This window comes from Streptomyces longispororuber (assembly GCF_024448165.1).
Classification (GTDB): Bacteria; Actinomycetota; Actinomycetes; order Streptomycetales; family Streptomycetaceae; genus Streptomyces; species Streptomyces longispororuber_A.
This window is the reverse complement of the sequence record NZ_JAMOLN010000001.1, coordinates 51,416-71,860: the sequence shown is the minus strand read 5'-3', so window position 1 is coordinate 71,860 and position 20,445 is coordinate 51,416. Positions and strand designations below refer to the sequence as shown.

The 20,445-nt window shown below is 69.9% G+C and carries 19 protein-coding genes and 4 pseudogenes; 10 read left to right on the top strand and 13 right to left on the bottom strand.

The features are described from left to right. Window positions 1–263 precede the first annotated feature (263 nt). A complete protein-coding gene (locus M4J07_RS00350; protein WP_255965674.1) occupies window positions 264–1,274 on the top strand; it encodes a hydroxyacid dehydrogenase in 1,011 nt (336 codons plus the stop codon). A 267-nt stretch (window positions 1,275–1,541) separates the two neighbouring features. Here M4J07_RS00350 and M4J07_RS00345 read toward each other — a convergent pair whose 3' ends face one another. The 4 genes and pseudogenes from M4J07_RS00345 to M4J07_RS00330 form a co-directional block, all read right to left on the bottom strand. After that, window positions 1,542–2,525, bottom strand: a complete 984-nt coding sequence (locus M4J07_RS00345) for a hypothetical protein (protein ID WP_255965672.1) — start codon at window positions 2,523–2,525, stop codon at window positions 1,542–1,544. Next, on the bottom strand, window positions 2,522–3,781 hold the full coding sequence (locus M4J07_RS00340) for an MFS transporter (RefSeq protein ID WP_255965669.1): 1,260 nt from the start codon (window positions 3,779–3,781) through the stop codon (window positions 2,522–2,524). Before M4J07_RS00340 ends, M4J07_RS00345 begins: the two co-directional genes overlap by 4 nt. 70 nt (window positions 3,782–3,851) lie before the next feature. Next, complete coding sequence (locus M4J07_RS00335) at window positions 3,852–5,093, bottom strand: discoidin domain-containing protein (RefSeq protein ID WP_255965867.1); 1,242 nt, start codon at window positions 5,091–5,093, stop codon at window positions 3,852–3,854. A 69-nt stretch (window positions 5,094–5,162) separates the two neighbouring features. Further along, window positions 5,163–6,017, bottom strand: a pseudogene (locus tag M4J07_RS00330) (chitosanase); the annotation flags it as partial. A 603-nt stretch (window positions 6,018–6,620) separates the two neighbouring features. Here M4J07_RS00330 and M4J07_RS00325 point away from each other — a divergent pair. Then, window positions 6,621–7,506: pseudogene (locus M4J07_RS00325) on the top strand (transposase); the annotation flags it as partial. On the opposite strand, the pseudogene M4J07_RS00320 reads toward M4J07_RS00325, so the two are convergent. After that, window positions 7,502–7,716, bottom strand: a pseudogene (locus M4J07_RS00320) (IS256 family transposase); the annotation flags it as partial. The pseudogenes M4J07_RS00325 and M4J07_RS00320 sit on opposite strands and share 5 nt — an antisense overlap. Window positions 7,717–8,360: 644 nt before the next feature. Beyond that, complete coding sequence (locus M4J07_RS00315) at window positions 8,361–8,696, bottom strand: ANTAR domain-containing protein (RefSeq protein WP_255965666.1); 336 nt, start codon at window positions 8,694–8,696, stop codon at window positions 8,361–8,363. 1,079 nt (window positions 8,697–9,775) lie between these two features. Here M4J07_RS00315 and M4J07_RS00310 point away from each other — a divergent pair. Next, window positions 9,776–10,009 carry a hypothetical protein gene (locus M4J07_RS00310; RefSeq protein WP_255965664.1) on the top strand — a complete coding sequence of 78 codons (234 nt, stop codon included), beginning with the start codon at window positions 9,776–9,778 and terminating at the stop codon, window positions 10,007–10,009. Here M4J07_RS00310 and M4J07_RS00305 read toward each other — a convergent pair. The 3 genes and pseudogenes from M4J07_RS00305 to M4J07_RS00295 all read right to left on the bottom strand — a co-directional run bounded on the left by M4J07_RS00305 (window position 10,010) and on the right by M4J07_RS00295 (window position 12,662). Continuing rightward, window positions 10,010–11,128 (bottom strand): annotated as a pseudogene (locus M4J07_RS00305) (IS630 family transposase). 310 nt (window positions 11,129–11,438) lie between these two features. Further along, window positions 11,439–11,762: an ANTAR domain-containing protein gene (locus M4J07_RS00300; RefSeq protein ID WP_255965661.1), complete on the bottom strand. Its 324-nt coding sequence runs from the start codon at window positions 11,760–11,762 to the stop codon at window positions 11,439–11,441. A 111-nt stretch (window positions 11,763–11,873) separates the two neighbouring features. After that, complete coding sequence (locus M4J07_RS00295) at window positions 11,874–12,662, bottom strand: SigB/SigF/SigG family RNA polymerase sigma factor (RefSeq protein WP_255965865.1); 789 nt, start codon at window positions 12,660–12,662, stop codon at window positions 11,874–11,876. Between the two features lie 377 nt (window positions 12,663–13,039). Between M4J07_RS00295 and M4J07_RS00290 the strand changes: the two genes are divergently transcribed. Beyond that, window positions 13,040–13,267, top strand: coding sequence for a DUF5133 domain-containing protein (locus M4J07_RS00290; RefSeq protein WP_255965658.1), 228 nt, complete (start codon window positions 13,040–13,042; stop codon window positions 13,265–13,267). Window positions 13,268–13,507: 240 nt separating this feature from the next. Beyond that, window positions 13,508–13,786 carry a VOC family protein gene (locus M4J07_RS00285; protein ID WP_374214964.1) on the top strand — a complete coding sequence of 93 codons (279 nt, stop codon included), beginning with the start codon at window positions 13,508–13,510 and terminating at the stop codon, window positions 13,784–13,786. Here the strand turns inward: M4J07_RS00285 and M4J07_RS00280 are convergent, their stop codons facing one another. The 4 genes from M4J07_RS00280 to M4J07_RS00265 form a co-directional block, all read right to left on the bottom strand. Next, the gene (locus M4J07_RS00280) at window positions 13,787–14,350 is read right to left on the bottom strand and encodes a cysteine hydrolase family protein (RefSeq protein WP_255965656.1); all 564 of its coding nucleotides are present in this window, start codon (window positions 14,348–14,350) and stop codon (window positions 13,787–13,789) included. Between the two features lie 18 nt (window positions 14,351–14,368). Next, window positions 14,369–14,695 carry a plasmid stabilization protein gene (locus tag M4J07_RS00275; RefSeq protein ID WP_255965652.1) on the bottom strand — a complete coding sequence of 109 codons (327 nt, stop codon included), beginning with the start codon at window positions 14,693–14,695 and terminating at the stop codon, window positions 14,369–14,371. A gap of 673 nt (window positions 14,696–15,368) precedes the next feature. Beyond that, window positions 15,369–15,497 carry an LPFR motif small protein gene (locus tag M4J07_RS00270; protein WP_255965862.1) on the bottom strand — a complete coding sequence of 43 codons (129 nt, stop codon included), beginning with the start codon at window positions 15,495–15,497 and terminating at the stop codon, window positions 15,369–15,371. A gap of 98 nt (window positions 15,498–15,595) precedes the next feature. Beyond that, window positions 15,596–16,450, bottom strand: coding sequence for an EamA family transporter (locus tag M4J07_RS00265; RefSeq protein ID WP_255965650.1), 855 nt, complete (start codon window positions 16,448–16,450; stop codon window positions 15,596–15,598). A gap of 337 nt (window positions 16,451–16,787) precedes the next feature. Between M4J07_RS00265 and M4J07_RS00260 the strand changes: the two genes are divergently transcribed. From M4J07_RS00260 to M4J07_RS00240, 5 genes are all read left to right on the top strand, one after another. Further along, window positions 16,788–17,744, top strand: a complete 957-nt coding sequence (locus M4J07_RS00260) for an LLM class F420-dependent oxidoreductase (RefSeq protein ID WP_255965648.1) — start codon at window positions 16,788–16,790, stop codon at window positions 17,742–17,744. A gap of 88 nt (window positions 17,745–17,832) precedes the next feature. Beyond that, complete coding sequence (locus M4J07_RS00255; protein WP_255965860.1) at window positions 17,833–18,507, top strand: HemK2/MTQ2 family protein methyltransferase; 675 nt, start codon at window positions 17,833–17,835, stop codon at window positions 18,505–18,507. A 31-nt stretch (window positions 18,508–18,538) separates the two neighbouring features. Further along, window positions 18,539–18,742: a CDGSH iron-sulfur domain-containing protein gene (locus tag M4J07_RS00250; protein WP_255965646.1), complete on the top strand. Its 204-nt coding sequence runs from the start codon at window positions 18,539–18,541 to the stop codon at window positions 18,740–18,742. After that, entirely contained in the window at window positions 18,739–19,767 is a 1,029-nt protein-coding gene (locus tag M4J07_RS00245) for an iron-containing redox enzyme family protein (protein WP_255965644.1), read from the top strand. The genes M4J07_RS00250 and M4J07_RS00245 overlap by 4 nt, the downstream gene beginning before the upstream one ends. 50 nt (window positions 19,768–19,817) lie before the next feature. Further along, window positions 19,818–20,420 (top strand): flavodoxin family protein, encoded by a 603-nt coding sequence (locus M4J07_RS00240; RefSeq protein ID WP_255965641.1) that lies wholly within the window; start codon window positions 19,818–19,820, stop codon window positions 20,418–20,420. Window positions 20,421–20,445 lie beyond the last annotated feature (25 nt).

Below are 20,445 nucleotides of genomic sequence, written 5' to 3'. Positions count from 1 at the left end.
AGCAGTGGGCCGGTCCGGCGTGGGAGAGCGGGTGTATGGCCGCCGTCGTCGTCGGGCGGAGTGCGGCAGGATGTCCGAGATTCTCGCTAGGACCCTCCAGTCATCCGATGTATGGTCCCTGCCAGCTGTAAGGCATGCGCATCAAACAAGCCACACCAAGGTGCATCGCCTGATCGCACGTTTTCGCACACACCCGAACCCGGGGGAGTGGCTGCCTCGCCGCCCGCCCGCCCTCCGGATCTGCCCGAGGAGACCCGCCCGGCATGAACGCACCGGCCACCGCCCCCACCGCCCTGCTGGTCATGGAGAAGGAACGCCGGGAGGACGTCTATCCGCCCGAGGTGCTGGCCGGGATCGGCCGGCTCGTCACCTGGCAGGCACCGCCGCGTACGCGAGAGGAGCTCGCCGCGGCCCCTGATGTGCTGCGGGACGTCGACGTCCTGCTCACCGGCTGGGGCGCGCCCGTCCTGGACGCCGCACTGCTCGAGCGGGCTCCCCGGCTGCGGGCCGTGTTCGTCGCGGCGGGATCCGTACGACACCTGACCACCCCCGCCTTCTGGGCGCGCGGCATCCCGATCGTCTCGGCCGCCGCGGCCAATGCCGTTCCGGTGGCGGAGTTCACCCTCGCCCAGGTCCTGCTCGGCCTGAAGCAGGCGCACCGCATCGCCCGGGACGTCGCGAGCGACCGGCGCTTTCCGCGCGACCCCGAGGTCCCGGGCGCGTACCGGGCACGGGTCGGCCTGTGGGGGCTCGGCCACATCGGCCGTCTCGTCGCCGGGCACCTCGCCCGCTTCGACCTCGAGGTCGTCGCCACCGATCCCGCGGCGTCGCCGGAGACCGCCCGGCAGGCCGGCGTCCGACTGGCCGACCTCGACGAGCTCTTCGCCACCTGCCAGGTCGTCAGCCTCCACGCGCCCCAGCTGCCCGCGACCGAGGGCGCCATCGGGGCGCGGCTGCTGGACTCCCTGAGGCCGGGCGCGACCCTGATCAACACCGCGCGCGGCGCGCTGATCGACGAACCGGCCGCCGTACGGGTCCTGCGGGCCCGGCCGGATCTCACCGCCGTCCTCGACGTCACGCATCCCGAACCCCCGGCCCCGGACTCGCCCCTGTTCACGCTGCCCAACGTCGTCCTGACCCCGCACATCGCGGGCGCCCTGGGCACCGAACGCCACCGCCTCGGGCAACTCGTGCTCGACGAACTGCGCCGCTTCACCCTCGCCGAGCCGCTCCGGCACGCCCTCGACCCGGCCCGCGCCGCGTCGCTCGCCTGACGACGCCCTCGACGCATCGGCCGCCGGACGCCTGTGCGCGCTCGGCAGCCGATGCCGGGCGGCACCGGGTCCGTGCCGCAGCTCGATCGGGCCTGCCCTCATGGCGCACCTCAGGTCTTTCCGTCCCGAGTCGGTGGACTCCTTGCGACCCTCACCTTCCCGTGCGCCGTCGCCGTGCCGTCGCCTCTCCGCTATCGCCCGGTCGCCGTTTGGCTTCCGTCCCTTCTGAGCTGCGCGTTCGCCTCTCATACCGGCGCCCGGGGAGCTTCAGCGGACCGCGTTCATGCTCGGCGAGGAGGCGTCCCGGGCCTTGCGCACCGGCTTGCCCGTGCCGTCCGCAGGGACGGACCAGACGTCCGAGGAGCCGCGCGCCCGCCCGGGCAGGGCGTAGGCCACGGTCCCGTCGTCCAGCCACGCGGCCTGGTCGTCGACGCTGCGTGTCTCCGCCAGCGGGGTGTCGCGCCGCGTCCTGAGGTCGAGGACGTGCAGCCGCCAGGGATCCGAGCTCCCGTCCCGCACCCGCTTCTTGTACGCGATGCGGGTGCCGTCGGGCGACAGCGACGGGCACTCGACGTTCTCCCGCAGGGCGCGCGCCGTCCAGGCCTTCAGATCGCCCTCCACCAGATACGTCTTCCCGCGCGTCGCCACCGTCGCGTAGAAGCGGTTGTCGTCCCGGGCGAACGTGATGCCCCAGTAGTTCACGTCGGACGCGCTGTAGCGCCGTCCGCCGAGCGTGAGCTGAAGGGTCTCGACGTTCTTGATGAGGTAGCCGGTCCGCGTGTCGAGGATCCCGCTGCGGGTGGAGAACGAGCCGCCGGAGTACGAGTCGCCGCTGACGAACACCGTCCAGGAGACCATCCGACCGGACGGAGAGATCCGGGCCCGGTTGGGCGTCCCGCCGAACGTGACCGTGCGCCGCGGACGCAGCGACCGGTCCAGGACGATCGCCTGGGTGCGGGGCGGGATGCCCGGCTTGGTGGTGAGGCACACGGCGCCGGTGCCGCTCGCGTAGAAGCGGCGGCAGGACAGAGCGGTCTTCCGCGGGCCCCGCTCGCCGAGCGCGGCGACCTTTCCGTCGGCCGTCCGGACGTACAGGCCAGGGGTGTTGTCGAGAGTGAGGTGCGAGGAGCCGGCGGCGGGCCTGTCGCGGCCGACGGCCCGGACCGTGTAGACGACGGCGAACGCGGCCAGTACGGCGGCGGCCAGGGCGACGGCGCCGAGCCGGGCGCGCGGGGAGAGTGTGGGGGTCATCCGGACTCCCTCGGGTGCGCGGGCAACAGGAAACGGGCGAGAAGGAGGCCGGCCGCCAGCCCGGCGGCGGCGAGTGCCAGCGCGGCCTGCATGCTCCAGAGCGTCCACGCGGCGCCGAACAGCACCGAGGCCAGCAGCCGCCCGACCGCCTGCCCCGACTGCAGCAGCGCCAGACCGGCCGCCCGCTGTTCCTCGGGTACGACCGGGCCGCCCAGGGCCATGAGGACTCCGTCGGTGGCCGCGTAATAAGTGCCGAGCAGCACCAGCACGCAGACTGTCAGCGGCCACCCCGGTGCAGGGGAGAAGAGGACCAGACAGACCCCGAGCAGCCCCAGGTGGCCGCACAGATAGGGGATCCGGCGGCCCACCCGGTCCGCCGCCCGGCCGATCGGCACGGCGAGGAGCAGGTAGACGGCGGCGCTGCCCAGCGGAAGCAGGGGGAAGTAGACCGTGTCCAGGTCGAGACGCTTCTGCAGGACGAGATAGAGGAAGCCGTCGCCGACCGACACCAGACCGAGCAGGGACGCGGTGACCAGCACGCGACGGAACGCGGGCACGGCGGGCAGCCGGAGGACCGCACGCAGGGTGGACGGACGGGACGCGGAGACCGCGGGCGACGACCGCTCCGGTACGAACGCGTACAGGAGCACCACGCCGAACAGGCCGAAGCAGAAGCTGACGAGGAACACGACGTCGTACGCGTCCACCGCCAGCCACAGCAGCGCGAAGGCCGCCAGCGGGCCCAGCAGCGCACCCGTCGTGTCCATCGCACGGTGCACACCGAAGGCGCGGCCGAGGTCCCGCTCGGCGCAGGACAGCGAGATCATCGCGTCGCGCGGCGCCGTCCGCACGCCCTTGCCGACCCGGTCGGCGGCGAGCGTCGCCGACAGCGCCGCGGTGGAGCCGCCGGCGAACAGCAACCCCAGCTTGCACAGCGCGGACAGGGCGTAGCCGGAGCCCGCGACGAGCCGGTGGCGCTGCCGGCGGTCGGCGAGATGCCCGCCGGCCAGGCGGACGACGGCCGAGACGCCGGTGTACAGCCCGTCGAGAAAGCCGAACTGCAGGGGATTGAGCCCCAGTTGGAGGACGAAGTAGAGAGGAAGAACCGCGGTGACCATCTCCGAGGAGATGTCGGTCACCAGACTGACCGCACCGAGCGCGACGACCGTGGAGGCGACACGGGTGCGGCGCGCGGGGGGTTCGAGGGCGGCGGGAGCGGTCGAGGACGGTCCGCTCCGGCCGGCGGCGAGATACATGAGAACTCCCGGGAAGCGCCCCGGACGTGCCCGTGCTCACGGACGCGCCCGGGGCGCCGGTGTCGGCCGGTCAGTGGCAGGAGTACGTGGGGCTGGTGTCGAGCACCGTTCCGTCCGTGCCGACGAACTGCGAACGGAACCCGGTGTCGGTGAAGTCGAGCTTCAGCACACCGAACTTGTCCCAGATGCGCTTCGCGCTGTTGGGCTGGACCGTGTCGCCGGCGCCGTACAGATCCTTGCCGCCCGCACCGCCGATGATCTCGACGATGCCGTTCGGGTCGGCCTTGGCGTCCCGGGTCTGCGGGGCGAACCGCTCGTAGTGGTGGTCGTGCCCGTTGAGCACCAGTTCGGCGCCGGCCGACTCGAGGAGCTCCCACACCGGCCGGCTCACCGGCACGTTCCCGTGGTCGCCGGAGCTGAACAGCGGCTCGTGCCAGTACGCGGCCACGCACTTCTTTCCGTTCGAGGCCAGGTCGGCCTTGAGCCAGTCGATCTGCTCGCGCTCGTCGAAGCGGTTGGAGTTGAGCGCGACGAAGTGCCAGTTCCCGCGGTCGTACGAGTACCACATCTTGCCCTGCGGAGTGGCGCGGGAGCCGAAGTACTCGCGGTAGGCCTTCTCGTCCCGGTTCTCGTAGTCGTCGTAGGACTCGTGGTTGCCCGGCACCGGGTACGTGTTCGCCTTGAAGCGGCCCCAGGACTTGTCGTAGTAGTTCTTGAAGTCGGCGAGGTGGGCGTCGTCGTACTGGTTGTCGCCCAGGGTGAGGTAGAAGTCCGGGTCGATGGCCTCGGCCCGGTCGGCGGTCTTGAAGTGCTGGCAGCCCGCCGCGTCCTGGTCGCACCGGTCGGCGATGTCACCCGCGCCGACGACGGTGAACGCCCCGGCGGGCGGGTCGGTCGGCGGATCGGTCGGGCCGGGGCCCGAGCCGCTCGTCCCGTAGGCCTCCACCTCGAACAGCGAGTAGCCGTACGCGGTGCTGCGCGCCGTCCCGTACACCCGCAGGTAGCGGCCCTTGCCGCTCAGGCCGGTCCACTCGTCCGTGCCGCCGTTGCCGTTCGCCTCGACGGCGAGCGGGCTCCAGGACGTGCCGTCGGCGGATATCTCGACCCGGTAGCCCTTGGCGTACGCGGCCTCCCACAGCAGCTTCACCCGGGAGACGGTGGAGTTCTCGCCGAGGTCGACACGGAGCCACTGCGGGTCCGCGCCCTCCTTGCTGGCCCACCGGGTGCCGGTGTCGCCGTCGACCGCCCGGCCGGCCGTGAGCGTCGCGTCCTCGTCGGAGGACGAGCTCGCGGGCCTGCCCCGGGAGATCAACTGCTCCTGCCCGCCGCCCGGTTCGGTTGGTGAGGGGGTCGGGGAGGATCCCGTCGAGGGATCGTGCGTGATCTCGAACGGATCCCCGTAGACGTGCCAGGCCAGGGGTGTGTTCAGGCGCAGGTTCCCCTGGTCGAGGAAGACCCGCTGCGCGGTGTCCACCCGGCTCGTGTCCTCGTGCGCGGCCTCCTTCTTCATCTCCACCACACGGGCGTCGAGGAACGCGTTGAGGTACGCGGTCTCGTCACCGCCCTCGGCCGGAGTGTCGGCCTCGGTGCGGGCCGCGGCGCGGATCGAGTCGAAGCCCTCCTGGCCGTGCATCACGATCGCGTCGTAGTAGGCGAACTGGCCCAGCTCCTGGAGGTGGTCCCCCTTGGCCCGGGAGACGGCCGGGTCGAAGTAGACGCGGTCGCGTTCGTGTTCCTGTGCCGCCTGGAACTGCGAGGTCTGCGCGGCCTTCTTCCACGCGTCGGTGAAGCCGGGGTCGAGGCCTTCGTGCGAATCGGAGCCGTCGACCTCGCGCAGGGCCGGCAGGTACGCGGCCAGCGGATTCTGGGGCACCTGCTCGGTGTAGTACTCGACGAGGTCGAGCATGTCGTGGGTGCCGGAGCAGAATCCGACGATCCCGGCCGTGTAGCCGCGGCCGTCGTCGATGTCCTCGATGTAGGCGAACTGGTCCTTCCAGTCCAGCGAGGAGTTCTCGGCGCTGGACACCAGCTGCATGGCGATCTCCTTCGTCACCGGATCGTCGAGCCCGGTGGGAGCCGCTGCCTGACTGGTGTTCAGGAGAATCACCGCGGGGACGGCGGCGAGCACCATGGCGAGGGCGATCCTGAAGCCGGTCTTGCGCCGGCGTCGGTGAACGGGGGTGCGATGCCGCGTTCCGGGCGGCGCTGAACGCCGTCGCGGAGTGGGGAGTGGCATGTGCTTCTCCGGTTTCTCGTCTGGCCGGGTGCTGCTCGCGCGGGCGGCGTGAGGCAGGCCGACGCGCGGGCCCGGCAGGGGAGTTCGGGGCTGCATGAAGGTGCGGAAGCGTGCTGGACGAGCTGCGGAACGCTGAGCGCTGATCGTCCCTGTCCTGTCCACTGACTGATAGGAACCTTTCCTTTCTATTGGCAGAATCACCCGCTCCGCAAGACGCGTGCGCCAGCTCGTGCGACGAAAGTGGCATGCGGAAGAGGGCAAAGAGGGCGTCCCGGACGCTCCGGGGGTGGATGCCGTCTCTACCGGAGGGGGGTCGCCGGCCCGGAGGTCGCGCCAGGCCGGGGCGAGCGCGGTGAGCAGCAGCGCGGCGGTGAGCGCGAAGGCTCAGGGGTATCCGGTCCGGCTCGCGAGCACTCCGAAGCCGACGGCACCGACGCCCATGCCCGCGTCGTAGGCGAAGTTCCACAGGGCGCTGAGCTTGTTCCTTAACCTCTAGCTCGGCCATATCGTCACTCTTTGGAGTGATTCCAGGGTATGAGGCGGCCTTCCTCGCGATGCTGAACTCAGCTGCTGTATAGGGGAGTTGAGTGGGAAGGCCGTGGGGTGGGTGTGGTGCCGCAGATCGACGGGCGGGAGGCGCTCGCGGAACTGTCCAGCTTCCGGACGGCCTTCTATGGATGTCTGTCCGCGCGTGCGGACGCGTTCTTCGAGCTGACCGACGCGCTGTTGTGTGCGGACGGTCCGACTCGGGCTCCGGTGGAGTGGATCGTGCTCACCGTCGACGTCTCACCGTGGCTGCGGTCGGACGCCGCCTGCTCGCCGGATCGGCTGTTCTGCCTGGTACACGGCCGTAACGGCCGCTCATCGGATCACGTAGTGCCGGGCTGGCCGTACTCGTTCGTCGCCGTGCTCACCCCGGACCGCACCTCGTGGACACAGGTCCTGGACGCGGTCCGGCTGGGGCCGGCCAACGACGCCGCGGCGGTCACTGCCAGTCAGCCGAGGACCGTGGTTGAGCGCCTGATCGCGGCCGGTCAGTGGCAGGACGGTGACCGCGACGTCCTGGTCGTGATGGACGTGGGCTACGACGTGATGCGGCTGGCCTGGGTACTGCGCGACCTGCCGGTGGAGCTGATCGAGCGGCTGCGTTCGGACCGTCTCCTGCGACGGCCCGCGCCCTCGCTCAAGGAGTACGCCCAGGCCTATCCCCAGGGCGGGTGACCGCCCCGGCACGGCAAGGAGTTCAGCCTGGCCAGGCCCGCCTCCTGGCCCGAGCCGTCCGTGATCACGGTGAACGACACAGCCCGCTACGGCAAGGCCGAGGCCCGCGCCTTGGGACCGACTCCACCCCAAGCTGCAGCAGAGATCCGCATGGATCGACCACGACAGCGATCTCCCCGTCGTCGAGGGCACGTTGATCAGCCTCCACGTCGATCACCTGCCCGGCGACCGTGATGCGCCACCGGTCTGGCTGTGGTCCTCCGTCACCCCCCGGCACCGAACAGCGCGACGAGGTGTGGTGTGTTCACGGCTCGCCACCGCTGCTGGGCAAACTCCACCAGGTTGAAGACCATGGCCGAGGCAGCGGCCGTGCTTCCGGAACCCTTGGCACCCTTGGTGACCTTGGCGCGGAGTCGATCCGTCGCGAAGGAGGACTCGATGGGGTCGTGGTGCTCAGGTGGACTCCGTACCCAGCGGGAGACCGTTGAATGGGAGTGGCGCGTTGGACAGCTACTGCTCCTTGCTGTCGCCGACGGGCCCGGAAGCCTGGCGGTCATCAGCCTGCTCATCGAACTGGGCAGGCTCACCGTGTGCAGCTCATAGGCCCGCTGCCGACACGATCTACTGCAGTAACGCGGCATGCGGCCGCGCTTCTTGTAGGGCAGCCGTTCATCACACCAGGCACACGGTCGCTGGGGCGCCTCCTCCCAGTCTCGCCCTGGTTTGACGTCGCTCCTTGCCGACGGCGGCCTCAGTTGCGGTGGGGGAGCGAGTTGTCAGCACACGTCGGGCAGGTCCCTTTCGGCTGGGGCCCGTGGCGTGGCACGGCGCCTTCGTCGCGGGCCCGACTTCAGGGGGCGGGCGTGCTGACCACACGACCGTCCGCTGGATCGGGGCCGGCACCACGGTGTCTTGATCAGTCCCGTGCGGAGTGCCGGGGCGGGCTGAATCCACCGGTCCTCGCCCATCGACGGGCGAGACGGGCCGGACGACCGGCCCCACGAAGGCGGCAGCAGTGTGACGCCCCTGCGGGGTCGACAGAATTGCAGCGTCACGGGGCTGAGGTGTATCGGCGAGTCGCCAGACCACCGCACGGCACGGACAACAGGCCTCCTGGTGGACCTACTCGGACGCGGCCTGCCGGGCACGGAGCTGGCGGTCGAGCTCGGTGCGGATGTCTGCGGGCAACTCGGCGCCCCGTCCCCACTCGACGACCAGTTCGGCCAGGCGCCGCAGCTTGGTGTTCGTGTGCATGGAGGTCTCCCGCAGTACATCCCAGGCTTCGGCCGGTGTCAGTTGGCCGACGGCGAGGACAACGCCGATGGCCTGGTCGACATCCGCATGTGAGGCCACTGCATGCTTGAGCTGGTGGACTTCGCCGAGCAACTCGTCCACCCTGTCCTCGGCGGCTTCCAGGTGGGCGGCCAGCTCGGACGGCTGCTCGGCATTGGACGTCAACCTTCGCCTCCGAGGACATGGGGGGCTGCGGCGTCGGGTACCCCCACGGTGCCCTGCCCCAGGACGGTCTGCAACCCCTCAACGCGGCGATGACCTGTTCCTTCCGTTGGCACGTCGCACATCCCCGGAAGCGCGTGATCGCGAAATGCCGCATGGCAGGGCGTCGGCCCGAACCCTTGGCAGGGCCCGTCCGAGGTGTGGGCCTTGCCCGGGTGTGTTGGCCGGGGCGTGGCTTGGCGCGTGCTCTGTTCGTTGTTGAGGGGATGGAGAGCAACGAGACCGCGCCCCTGGCCCAGGCTCCGCTTCTGGAGGAGGTGTTGTGAGTAAGCGCCGTGAGCGTTGCGGTTACCGCCCGCGCCCTGCCGCGCCTCCCAGTCCCAGGGGCGGCATGACCGCGTGCGGCTCAGAGGCATGCTGGGGCCGCATTCGCCGACAGACACGGCTCCAGCCCCCGTCCGCTGCCGCCTGACAGAGCGCTCCCGCCGGCCGGGGCCGCAGCGGACACCCACGCGGGGCCGGGGGGAGCCCCCTGTCCCGCGCACACGACGGCCGCTGCCGCGCCATTGACGCTGGCAGCGGCCGTCCTCCTCGCCTACCTTGCGGACCGCGCATACCTGAATGCGCCCTGCTTGACCGTACGCCGGACAGCAGCCGGGGCGGCGTCTGGACGGTCTCGTTCCTGGGCCTTGCTGCCCTCCTTTCCCGGGCTCTGCGGCCATGCGGGGCGTGGGCGCATGAGGAGGCTCGGAGTGGATGTTGCCTAGTGGGGGCTGTTACGCGCGTGTATCGGATATGAAGTACGGGGCGACGCCGTGTCGGGAGACAGCACCGCTCGTGATAGCACGGCCCTCCCCGTGCTATCGCACCACTCCGTTCGCCGAGCCAAAGGATGCGGAAGGATGCCCATCACCGGCAGTGCGAACGGAGGGCCGGAGCCGTACGGTCGGCGATGCGGCTCCGGCCGCCCGAGGACGGCGGACCGGCAACTCCCCGGCACGGCCCCTGGCCCGGCGGCGACGCGCTCCCTAGTGCTGTGACCGCTATGGTTCGCTGGGTTGAGATGGAGGACCGTGGTGTTTGTGGAGATCGTCTTCGTGGGGCTGCCGATCGACCGTGACGAGGTCGAGGAGGCGTTGGAAGCGGCGTTCGAGCTCGACGGCGAGGTCACGGGGGCGGGCAGCGGCATGGGCCATTGCCATCTCGACCTTGAAGTCGCGGAGAGTCTGGAAGCTGCCGTGGCTCTGGAGCGACTGCAGCGCGTGCTGTCCAAACTGGGCGTCGCGGGGTGCGCGACGATGAACGTCAGCCACTGATCAGGCTGCCATCTGGGCTCGTCCGCCCCAGCGGATCCCCTTCTCGCTGCGGATCCGGGCGCGTTCGCGGCGTTCGGCCGCCAGGACATCGCGGTGGCGGGAGTTGGCGTTGCGCCAGCGCAGATAGGCGTGCAGAGCCCTGGTCTGGGCCGTGTGGTTGCGGTGGTTCGAGTTGGCGACGGTGAACTGCCGCAGCGGCCCGCAGTGCGCCTCGATCGGATTCGCCCAGGACGCGTAGGTGAGGGTGAAGCACAGCTCGACCCGGTTCTTCCTGGCCCAGGCACGGATTCTCTCGCCCTTGTGGGCGGACAGGTTGTCCAAGATCACGTAGAGCGGGGCGTCGTCCGGGCGGGCCGCGCGGATCGATCTGAGCGCAGCCAAGGTGTTGCTGGCGCCCTTCTTGCGCGGGCTGACGCCCCACAGGGTGTCGTCGCCGATTGAGTAACAGCCATGGAAGTAGCGGACCCCCGTGGGTGCGGTGATAGGTCGTGGGATGCCCTTCGGGGTGTCCGGAGGCGTTCCAGCCCGAGCCGCCGGTCGGGCGGATTCCCAGGGGTCCGAACTCATCGAATGGGAAGACCCGGCCGGGGAAGCGGTCCAGGACGTGCTCGATCCGGTCAAGCTTGGCGTCGCGGTCCGGGTCCGGGGATCCCTTCCAGGTCTTCGTGCGCTGGAAGGTGACGCCGCGGCGGGCGAGTAGGCACCGTAACGCCTCCCGGCCGATCCGGATCACGCGGCTGTGAACGCGTCGCAGGTAGATGACGAGTTTGCGGATCGACCAGCGCGTGAAGGGCTGGCCGAGCTTGGTCGGGCGGGTGGTGGCCGTCGTGACGACGAAGTCCTCGTCGTCAGGACTGAGCAGGCGGGGACGGCCTCCCGCCCAGCGAGGGTCCAGGCAGGCCAGACAGACTCGTTGAACGGGTGGATCACGTCGCGGACCGTGTCCTCGTCCGCCTGCACCAGCTGGGCGATGACTGGGACGCGGTTCCCGCCGGCCGGGGCCAGCAGGATCATCGCGTGCCGGTGGCGCACCGAACTGGTGCTGCCCCGGCGCACGATCTGCTGCAGCTTCTGCCCTTCCTGGTCGGTCAATCTGCGCACACGGACAGGCTCAGCCACCGCACCTCCACCGGTCGGATCGGACGTCATCGCACGTCCAAGTGCCCCGACCACCAACCCGGCTATCCAACCCGGTCAGAGCACTAGATGATCGCTGCTGTCGTGGACGGCCGCCGGGCATTACCTCGTGCAAGGCTCTCGGAGGGGCCCTGAGTCGACCTTCCCCAAGAAGGTGCCGACCCTTCCGGCCGCGGCACGGAGCACGACCGGCCCTGGAGCCCCTGCTGACGCCAGCGATGGCAGCCTTCCTCACACTGCTCGCCGAAGCCCTGCCCGTGCTCCGATGCAGAGCGCCGCCATCCTGTCTCATCTACGAGCGACGCATACGGAGTTGACGGTCCAGTTCGGCGCGGATCTCCCCAGTGAGTTCACCCGTCTTGCCCCACTCGACCAGCAGCTCGGCGACATGCCGGAGTTTAATGTTGGTCCGCATAGAGAGTTCCCTGAGCACGTCCCACGCCTCGGCCGGGGTCAGCTGCCCCACGGCGAGCACCACGCCGATGGCCTGGTCGACCGAGGCGTGGGAATCCACGGCGTGCTTGAGCTGCGAGATCTCGTCGCGCGATTCCTCGACCTCGGCGCTGACGGGTGGGGCCTCGTCGTCTACAGCGGACTGTTCCGGCGTGGTGGACACCGATATCGCCTCCGGGGGCCAGGGGGCGGGTACGTTGTGCCACCCTGCCCCGACAGACGGTGATCGGCAAGACCTCGCTGGAGCCATCCGTTGGACGATGTGCTGCCAAGATCAGGCCGCTTGCTGGGCACCCGGTGTGGCGTGGTCGCGGACCTGTGCGCAGCTGCGGGTGATCAGGCGTGAGACGTGCATCTGGGAGATGCCGATCTCTTCGGCGATGGCTGCTTGGGTCATGTCTTCGAAGAAGCGCAGGTACAAGATGGCGCGTTCGCGTTCGGCGAGGTGCTTGAGCCCTTCCTTGGCGGTTTCGCGGTCGATGATCAGGTCGTATCCGGGTTCGGTTGCGCCGATGCTGTCGGAGAGGCTGAGGCCCTCGTCGGCGGGGCCGATTTCGGCGTCCAGGGAAAGGGCGTTGTAGCTGTCGAGGGCTTCCAGCCCGTCACGGACTTCGTCGAGGGTCAGGCCGGCGCCGGCGGCGATCTCCTCGATGCCGGGCTCGGCATGCCGTCCGGGCTGGTTGACCAGCTCGCGGCGGGTGCTGCGGACCTTGTTGCGCAGGTCCTGTACGCGGCGGGGGACCCGGACGTCCCAGGTGTGGTCACGGAAGTGGCGGCGCAGTTCGCCGGTGATGGTCGGCACGGCGTAGGGCTCGAAGGCGCCGCGTTCGACCTCGTAGCGGTCGACGGCCTTGACCAGGCCGATGGCCGCGACCTGGCGGAGGTCGTCCATGTTCTCGCCCTTGTTGCGGAACCGGCTGGCGAGGCGGTGGGCCATGGGAAGCCATGCTTCGACCAGCTCGTTGCTGAGCAGGTCGTGTTCGGGGCCTGCCGCGGCGTCGGCGAGCCGCTCGAAGGTTTGCTGGGTGTCGGGGGCGTCGTCGTGCGAGTGGCGAGTAGCCATCAGAAATTGCTCCTCGAGCGCTGGACTCGGCAAGGTGACCGCGAGAAACGCACGGGCCGTGATGTCCGGTGCCGCTGCCTCTCGCTGCGCCTGTTGTCCCAAGCACACGGCTTCGCCTGCCCGGCATGTGAACCGGCAAACGGTCACGTGACTCGTGTGGGGATTAGGTTTCTGAAGTGGACGATGTGCTCGTCGTGGTGATGGGCGTGCCATCTCCGGAACACAGTTGTCCGGGAGCGCCGGCGTTCGGGTCCGTAACCCGGTGCAGGGAGAGGGGAGGGGGTGCGTTCGTCTCTTGCCCTTGATGCGTGTGGCCGTGCGGCGGGGGTACTGAAGTGACGGCAAGGCCTCTGGTGCGAGCGATCGAAGGAGTCCCCATGCTGATGGCGCACCCTGCGGTTCTGAACAACCTGGTAGAGCAGTACGACTCGCTGCGCGTGCTGCACGCGGGCAACGGTGCCGAAGACGTGCGAAACCGCATGGACGACCTCGCGTACATGCTGTGTGTGAGTACCGGCACGCGTGACATCGACTCCGCGCTCATTGCGGCGCGCCACCGGCTGCCTGGCACGGGCGTGGAGGACGACTCTCTGCTTGCCTCGTGAGCGGTGTCCTGGCGGCACGGACGCGGTCGGGGCACGGCTCGACTTCGCGCCGTTCACGCGCGGTTCCGTTTGTCCGGCACTGCCACGGCCCCCCGCCGCATGAGCCAATGAGGCGGTGTGGGACTGATCACTGCGGGTGCGATCGTGCTGGAGTGTTCGTATCCGGAGGAACTGGCCCAGTCCTATCTGAAGTTGCTCGGCGCAGAGCCGTGACCGTAAACCACCAGCAACCGCACCGACATCCAGGCGCCGAACGGGCTGCGCATGGGGTTTCGGCGGGACCTCAACGCCACCCCGCCGAGCTGGCCGCGGCCCGAGGACGCGTCCCAGGCTCATGTCGACTTCCTCGTCGAAGCCGACGGCTTCGCCGAGTTGGAGCGCCGGATTGTGGCCCTGGGCGGGATCCCGATCGAGGCGTCGGGCCGAGGCGGTCCGACGGAGGCCCGCCTGTGCACGGATCCGGCCGGGCACTCGTTCAGGGTTCGGCAGTCCCTGAGCCACGGACCGAAGGTCGACTGATTACCTCGGCGTGAACGTGATGTCGTGCCGGGCGAGGACCCTGGCACCCATGTTCCGGCGCATCATCTCCAGGGCTGCGTCGGCCAGCTGTGGATAAATGTGGGCCACGGCGTCGGACACCACGGTGACATCGAGGTGCCGGATGTGGGCGTCCAAGGCGGAGTACAGCACGCATTGCTCGGTCACCTGCCCGCACAGGACGACGTGGTGCACGCCCAGTTCCCACAGCAGGTAGGCCAGCGGCGTCTCGTAGAAGATCGAGTGCCGGGCTTTGACGACGAACAGCGCTTCCGCGTCGGGGAGCAGTGGTTCCACGAGGTCCGCGTGGGGCCCGGCCAGGGCCTCGTCGACGATCTCGCCGTGGTGGGAGCGCCACTGTCCGAAGTTGTCGTTGGCGTAGATCACAGGCAGGCCGGCGGCGCGCGCCGCCGTCAGCAAGCCGGCGATCACCGGCACGATCTTCCGCGCTGAGGGCAGCAGGAGCTCGGCGTCCTCGTGGCCGTAGGTATTGATCATGTCGATGATGACAAGGGCGGTCTGTCGCTCGGCGGAGCAGTGCGCCATGGGATCGCCGTGCGGTGTTCAGCGGCCCACGGCTCGGGCCAGCTGGGCTTTGGTCATGGTCGACCGGCCCTTGATGTTCTTCTGCCGGGCCTCGTTGTACAGCTGATCCTTGGTGGGCCCCTGGGCGCCCTCGTGCGAGCGCGAACCACCGCGCTGCGGTGCCGACTTGGGGTCCCTGACGGAACTCCTGCTCGCGGTGCGGGACTCGCCGGAGCGGGCGCGCTGCTTGTTCACCGTGCGGGCGGCGATCTCTTCCGCCCGTTTCGTGGACTCCCCGCGCTGCTTCGCGCTCTCCTTGACGTGCTCGTACTGGCGTTCTCGCTTCTGGTTCGATCCTGCGGGCATGACGTGTTCCTTCCGTATTCGCGGTCCCTATCAGGTTGCTCATACAGTCCGCCGAGGCGCCACACGGGGGTTGGCGGTAGACACTTCGCGTGCCCCTGGGGGAGCGGGCTGACGCACGGTGCGCCGCAGCCGTTCCTAAAGCTCGGAGGGTCCTTCGTCCCACGAGGGTGGGGCGTCCAGGACGGCCTCGGTGATGGGCGGCAGAGGGATGCCGGTGGCCATGGCGTGGGTCCGCATCAAGTCCAGGGCTTGGTGGGGGAGGACGTGGCGGCCTACGGCGAGTTGGCCGCCGGCGCGGTGTGCTCGGCTCCAGCGCCGCATCGACGACTTCCGTGTTCCAGGGCCTCTTCATGGCTGACGACGTGAGGCCCCGCGGTCTTTGAGAAGCAGGCGGGCCACGTTGTCGGCGGCGGCTTCCGCCCGCTCGACGGGCGAGGCGGTCCATGGATTGCGGACGGTGACAGGCCACGTCCGTCGTGCCGACGCTCTGCCCTGGATCGAACTCGCCATCCAGATCGCACTCGCCGCGGTCGGCGTCGAACAGCTCAAGGGGCGCCGCTGAGCAACGCGGCCCGCCCCCGGTCGTCGGAGCGGGCCCGCAGGGCTGAGGGGAGACGGTCACACGGACCACCCGCAGGCTGTGCCCGGGGCCGCGCGAGTCGATCGGGAGGAGTCAGTGGTGGCCGTGGGCGGTGTCAGACGCTCCGCCGAAAAGACGGGCCACGGCGCGGAAGGGCAGTGTCACGACCGTGGCGACGGCGCCGCCGATGGACCGGATCACGTCCGCGATGGCCTTGAACATGTACGTCACCTTCTTCATCGTTGCGTAGGGGTTGTTCGCCTGCGGGTGCCCGTCGATCACTTCGGGAAACGCGGGCATTGGGCGGCGGCGGGAGAGCCTCAACCGAGCGCGAGCAGCACGGTGGCGGCAAGCGTGCCCACCAGTCCTGCCGCCCGGCGCCGGTCGACCCGTTCATGAAGGAGCCGGATGCCCAGTACCACCGGCAAAACCGGATACAGGGACGCCAGGACCACGACGACTGCGAGCATCTGACGCTGGGCCGCCAGCAGATACAGGACCAGCCCCAGGGCCGCGCCCGCACCGATCGCAAGGGCTTGCGCACCGCGGACCGGCGACGGCACGCGCAGCGACCGCCCGGCGACCGGCAGCAGCACCACGACGGCCGCGGCCCGCCCCGCCGCCACCGGCCACACTCCGCTCGACGTCCCTGCCTGGGCCAGTGCCAGATATTGCACGGCGACCGCCACGCTCGCCAGCAGGCCGTCCCGGGCACCGGAGCCTGCGCCGGTGGGCGCGCTCCGGCCGGTTCTGCGTGGCGCGGCGCTGCGGCCACCGGAGACCAGCCACAGTGCGGGCGCGGCGACGGCGATACCGACCCATGCCAGAGGACTGGGCCGATCGCCGAGGACGAGCACTCCGGCCAGCACGGACAGAGCCACGGACGTCACGGCGCTGATCGGCACCACCACGCTCATCGCCCCACGGCTGAGGCCACGGTTGAGCCACAGCATGGCGAGGCCGCTGCCGATGCCGGACAGGGCTCCCCAGGACAGGTCGGCCGGGTCCACGGACGGTGCCGGAATGAGGAAGGCGGCTATGACAGCGCACAGCAGGCCGCCGAATTGGCCGAGGACGGTGACGGTAAGGAAAGGAAGGCGGCGGGACAGGATCCCGCCCGCGAAGTCGACCACGCCGTAACAGACAGCAGAGGCCAGAGCGAGGAGAGCGGCCATGCGTCCTCGGGTGTCCCGACGGCAGGAGCCGAAGCACACTTGCTGCCGCATGCAAGGGCATGTGCCGTGTCCCGGCACCGGGATGGCCGGTGTGTGTCACGGGCGGCGTCGCATCAAAGCGGCGAGGCTTTGGAATGTCTGCTTCGGGTACACGGGGCCTTCGAAGTGACTCGTGTGGTGTTCCTGGTCAGGGGCGCGCAAGCTGGGAAGGGCGGCCGGGCCGAGAGGCGGCTGCGAGCCCCGCGCAACCTGTGCGCGGGCCGAGCTGCATTCCCACGAGGCTCATGTGACGAGCGGGCTTCGGTGTCGTGCACGAGGGTGCAGTGAGGAGCAGGTCGTGACGCGTTTCGGGTATTTCCTGGCGAGCGAGGAATTCACGCCCGCCCAGTTGTTGGAGCAGGCACGAGCTGCGGAACAGGCCGGCTTCACCGCGTTGGCCATCTCCGACCACTACCACCCGTGGACCGGGGAGCAGGGGCAGAGTCCGTTCGTCTGGTCGATGATCGGGGCACTTGCCCAGGTGACGTCACTGCCCGTGACGACGTTCGTCACCTGTCCCACCATGCGGATGCACCCGGCCCTCACCGCCCAGGCCCTCGCGACCTCCGGCGTGCTCACCGATAACCGATTCCGGTTCGGGGTGGGCAGCGGCGAGGCCCTCAACGAGCACATTCTCGGGGACCATTGGCCGGCCGTCGACGTACGCCTGGACATGCTGGAGGAAGCTGTCCAGGTCATCCGGAGCCTGCAGAGCGGCGAGGAGGTCACGCACCGCGGCAAGTACTACACGGTGGAGAACGCCCGCCTCTATACCGTGCCCGACGAGCCGGTGCCGATCTACGTGTCCGGGTTCGGGCCCAAGGCCGCCGCAGTAGCCGGCCGGATCGGGGACGGATTCGTCACCATGACGCCGGACCCCGATCTGGTGGGCCAGTTCCGGCGGGCCGGCGGCGGGCAGAAGCCCGTGCTCGGCGGGGTGAAGGTGTGCTGGGGCGCCGACCGCGACCAGGCGGTCAAGACGGCCCATCGGTTGTGGCCGACCCAGTTCCTGCCCGGCGAACTCGGCCAGGTGCTCCCCGACCCCGCCCACTTCGAGCAGGCGTCGACGCTCGTGACCGAGGAAGCGGTCGCCGACGGCATGGTCTGCGGCGACGACGTGGACGAACACGTGCAGGCCGTGACCGCATACATCGATGCGGGCTTCGACGAGGTGTATATCGGTCAGATCGGCCCTGAACAGCAGGGTTTCTTCGACTTCTACCGCAGCAACGTCCTGCCGCAGCTGGACAGCTGATGAGGCCCGGGGCACGCCGCATCCCATCCCGTACACGGTCTGTCACGAGGCACTTGTGACGACGACTGCCCGGCCCCGCGACGGGGCGGTGGCCCGCTCAGGGCTCCGCCTCCTCTCCCCGTACGGCGTATACGCGCCGCAAGCCGACACGTGGCTGCTGCTGCGCGCCCTGAACGATGAAGACGTCGGCGAACGGACTACGGCTGTGGATCTAGGCACGGGCTCGGGAGCCGTGGCCGTGGCCGCCGCACTGCGCGGTGCCCGGGTGACGGCCCTCGACGTCGCCTGGCGGGCGGTGTGGACGGCACGCCTGAATGCCTGGCTCAACGGCGCCTCGATCACGGTGCGCAGGGGCGATCTGGCAGCGGTCGGCACGGGACTGGAGGACGCCTCGTTCGATCTGGTTGTCAGCAATCCGCCCTACGTCCCGAGCGCGCCCGGGCGGCGGGCACCGCGCGGTGCGGCCCGGGCGTGGGAAGGCGGAGCGGGCGGCCGTGGTGTGGTGGACAGAGTCTGTGCCACCGCCGCTCGTGTCCTGCGGCCGGGCGGCACCCTCTTGATGGTCCACTCCGAACTGTGCGGCGTCACGCAGACGATCGAGGGGTTGGGCGCGCTGGGGATGGCGGCGCGGGTCATGGACCGGGCCCAGGTGCCGTTCGGTCCAGTCACGCGAGGCCGGCGTGACTGGTTGTGTGCCCAGGGGTACCTGGACGGTGACGCGGAGAAGGAAGGGCTGGTGATCGTTCGTGCCGAGCGCTCATGACCGTACGCCCCGCGTGACGGTGAGCCGCGAAATGGGCCCCTTCTTGGTCGAGGGGCCCGTGGAGGTCGTCGACGAGGCGGGGACCGTGCACACCTCCCACCGGTTCCGCGTGGCGCTGTGCACGTGCCGCCGCAGCCGGACCTTCCCCTGGTGCGACACCAGCCACCGGAAACGTCCCAAGGACGCGGGGCCGTCGCCAGAGAACGGTCCCGCTGAACAGGAGGGATCACCGTGACTGTCACGTTCGAGTCCCGCTGTCGCAGGCCGCCGCTGCCCGAAGCCCGCGGCCCGGTCTCGGAGGGTCTGCTGGCAGCATTGCGGCGCGCGGCTGTTCCCGCGTCGGCCTCGTCCGTGAACCTGGCGCTGGATCCGTACGGCGACGATCTGCACCTCGCGCTGTACGTGCTCTACGAACTGCACTACCAGGGCTTCGACAGTGTCGACGACGACCGCGAGTGGGACCCCACCCTTCTCGCCCTGCGCCGGAACCTGGAGGAGTACTTCCTCGGAGCGCTGAGGGCCGATGCGACGCCAGACATGGACGCGGCGAGCACCCTGGACGCACTCCTGATCGAACCGGCCGGCCACGACCCGCACAGTGTCAGCCACCACCTGCACCGCGACGGCGAGCGGTGGCAGGTCCGCGAGTACGCGGCCCTGCGCTCGCTCTACCACCTCAAGGAAGCCGACCCGCACGCCTGGGTCATTCCCCGTCTGCACGGGACGGCGAAGGCCGCGATGGTCGCGGTCGAGTACGACGAGTTCGGTGCCGGCCGGGCCGAGGACATCCACGCCAGTCTCTTCGCCGACCTGATGCGGGATCTGTCCCTGGACGCCACGTACGGCTTCTACCTCGACACGGCGCCTGCCGAAGCCCTCGCCACGGTCAACCTCATGTCGCTGTTGGGCCTGCACCGGTCCCTGCGTGGCGCGCTCGTGGGTCATTTCGCCGCCGTCGAGATCACCTCCTCACCCGGCTCCCGGCGGCTGGCCGAGGCCCTGCGCCGCATGAAGGCGGGGCCGGCCGCACAGCGCTTCTACGACGAACACGTCGAGGCGGACGCTGTGCACGAACAGGTCGTCCGCCGCGAGGTCGTGGGCGGCTTGCTGGCGTGCGAACCCGAACTCGACGCCGACGTCGCCTTCGGCGTGCAGGCCACCGGCCTCCTCGAAGACCGCCTCGCCGCCACGCTCTTGAACGCGTGGCGCGACGGCCGCAGCGCCCTGCGCTCCCCGCTGCCCGAGCCGGCATCCCTTTGACCCGGTGGCCTCCCGCCGACCGTCCCGTTCCGTACAGGAAGGAACCGACCATGCTCGCCCTGTCCCTGGTCTGCACTCTTAACGCTTCCCCGGCCCGGTCAAGCAGCCAGTTGCTGTCGGACCAGGTCTGTACCGAACTGGACAAACTCGGCGTGGCGACCGAGACGGTCCGCGTCGCCGACCATGACGTACGCCCCGGCATCGAGACGGATATGGGGGAGGGGGACGCCTGGCCACTGCTGCGCGACAAGGTGCTGCAATCCGACATCCTCGTCATCGCCACGCCGATCTGGCTGGGGCACCCCTCCAGCATCTGCCAGCGCGTCCTGGAACGGCTCAACGCCGACTCCTCGCAGATGGACGAACACGGGCGCCCGCTCATGTACGGCAAGGCCGCCGCGGTCGCCGTGGTCGGCAACGAGGACGGCGCGCACAAGGTCAGCGCGGACGTCTTCCAGGCCCTGAACGACGTTGGGTTCTCCCTCGCCCCCGGCGCGGTCACCTACTGGGTGGGGGAGGCCCAGCAGGGCACCGACTACCAGGACCTCGGCGAGACGCCTGAAGCCGTGGCGGACACCACGCACACGCTCGCCGCCAACACCGTCCACCTCGCCAAGCTCCTGAAGGAACACCCATACCCGGCGGCCGAATGACCGGCCTCCGCTCGCCCGACACAGC

Bases quoted from the DNA above. Each gene is read 5' to 3' on its own strand.
- M4J07_RS00275 (WP_255965652.1), bottom strand. From the start codon at position 14,695: ATGCCCGCAGGATCGAACCAGAAGCGAGAACGCCAGTACGAGCACGTC.
- M4J07_RS00345 (WP_255965672.1), bottom strand. From the start codon at position 2,525: ATGACCCCCACACTCTCCCCGCGCGCCCGGCTCGGCGCCGTCGCCCTG.
- M4J07_RS00270 (WP_255965862.1), bottom strand. From the start codon at position 15,497: ATGTTCAAGGCCATCGCGGACGTGATCCGGTCCATCGGCGGCGCCGTC.
- M4J07_RS00350 (WP_255965674.1), top strand. From the start codon at position 264: ATGAACGCACCGGCCACCGCCCCCACCGCCCTGCTGGTCATGGAGAAG.
- M4J07_RS00240 (WP_255965641.1), top strand. From the start codon at position 19,818: ATGCTCGCCCTGTCCCTGGTCTGCACTCTTAACGCTTCCCCGGCCCGG.
- M4J07_RS00280 (WP_255965656.1), bottom strand. From the start codon at position 14,350: ATGGCGCACTGCTCCGCCGAGCGACAGACCGCCCTTGTCATCATCGAC.
- M4J07_RS00290 (WP_255965658.1), top strand. From the start codon at position 13,040: ATGCTGATGGCGCACCCTGCGGTTCTGAACAACCTGGTAGAGCAGTAC.
- M4J07_RS00250 (WP_255965646.1), top strand. From the start codon at position 18,539: ATGGGCCCCTTCTTGGTCGAGGGGCCCGTGGAGGTCGTCGACGAGGCG.
- M4J07_RS00265 (WP_255965650.1), bottom strand. From the start codon at position 16,450: ATGGCCGCTCTCCTCGCTCTGGCCTCTGCTGTCTGTTACGGCGTGGTC.
- M4J07_RS00340 (WP_255965669.1), bottom strand. From the start codon at position 3,781: ATGTATCTCGCCGCCGGCCGGAGCGGACCGTCCTCGACCGCTCCCGCC.
- M4J07_RS00295 (WP_255965865.1), bottom strand. From the start codon at position 12,662: ATGGCTACTCGCCACTCGCACGACGACGCCCCCGACACCCAGCAAACC.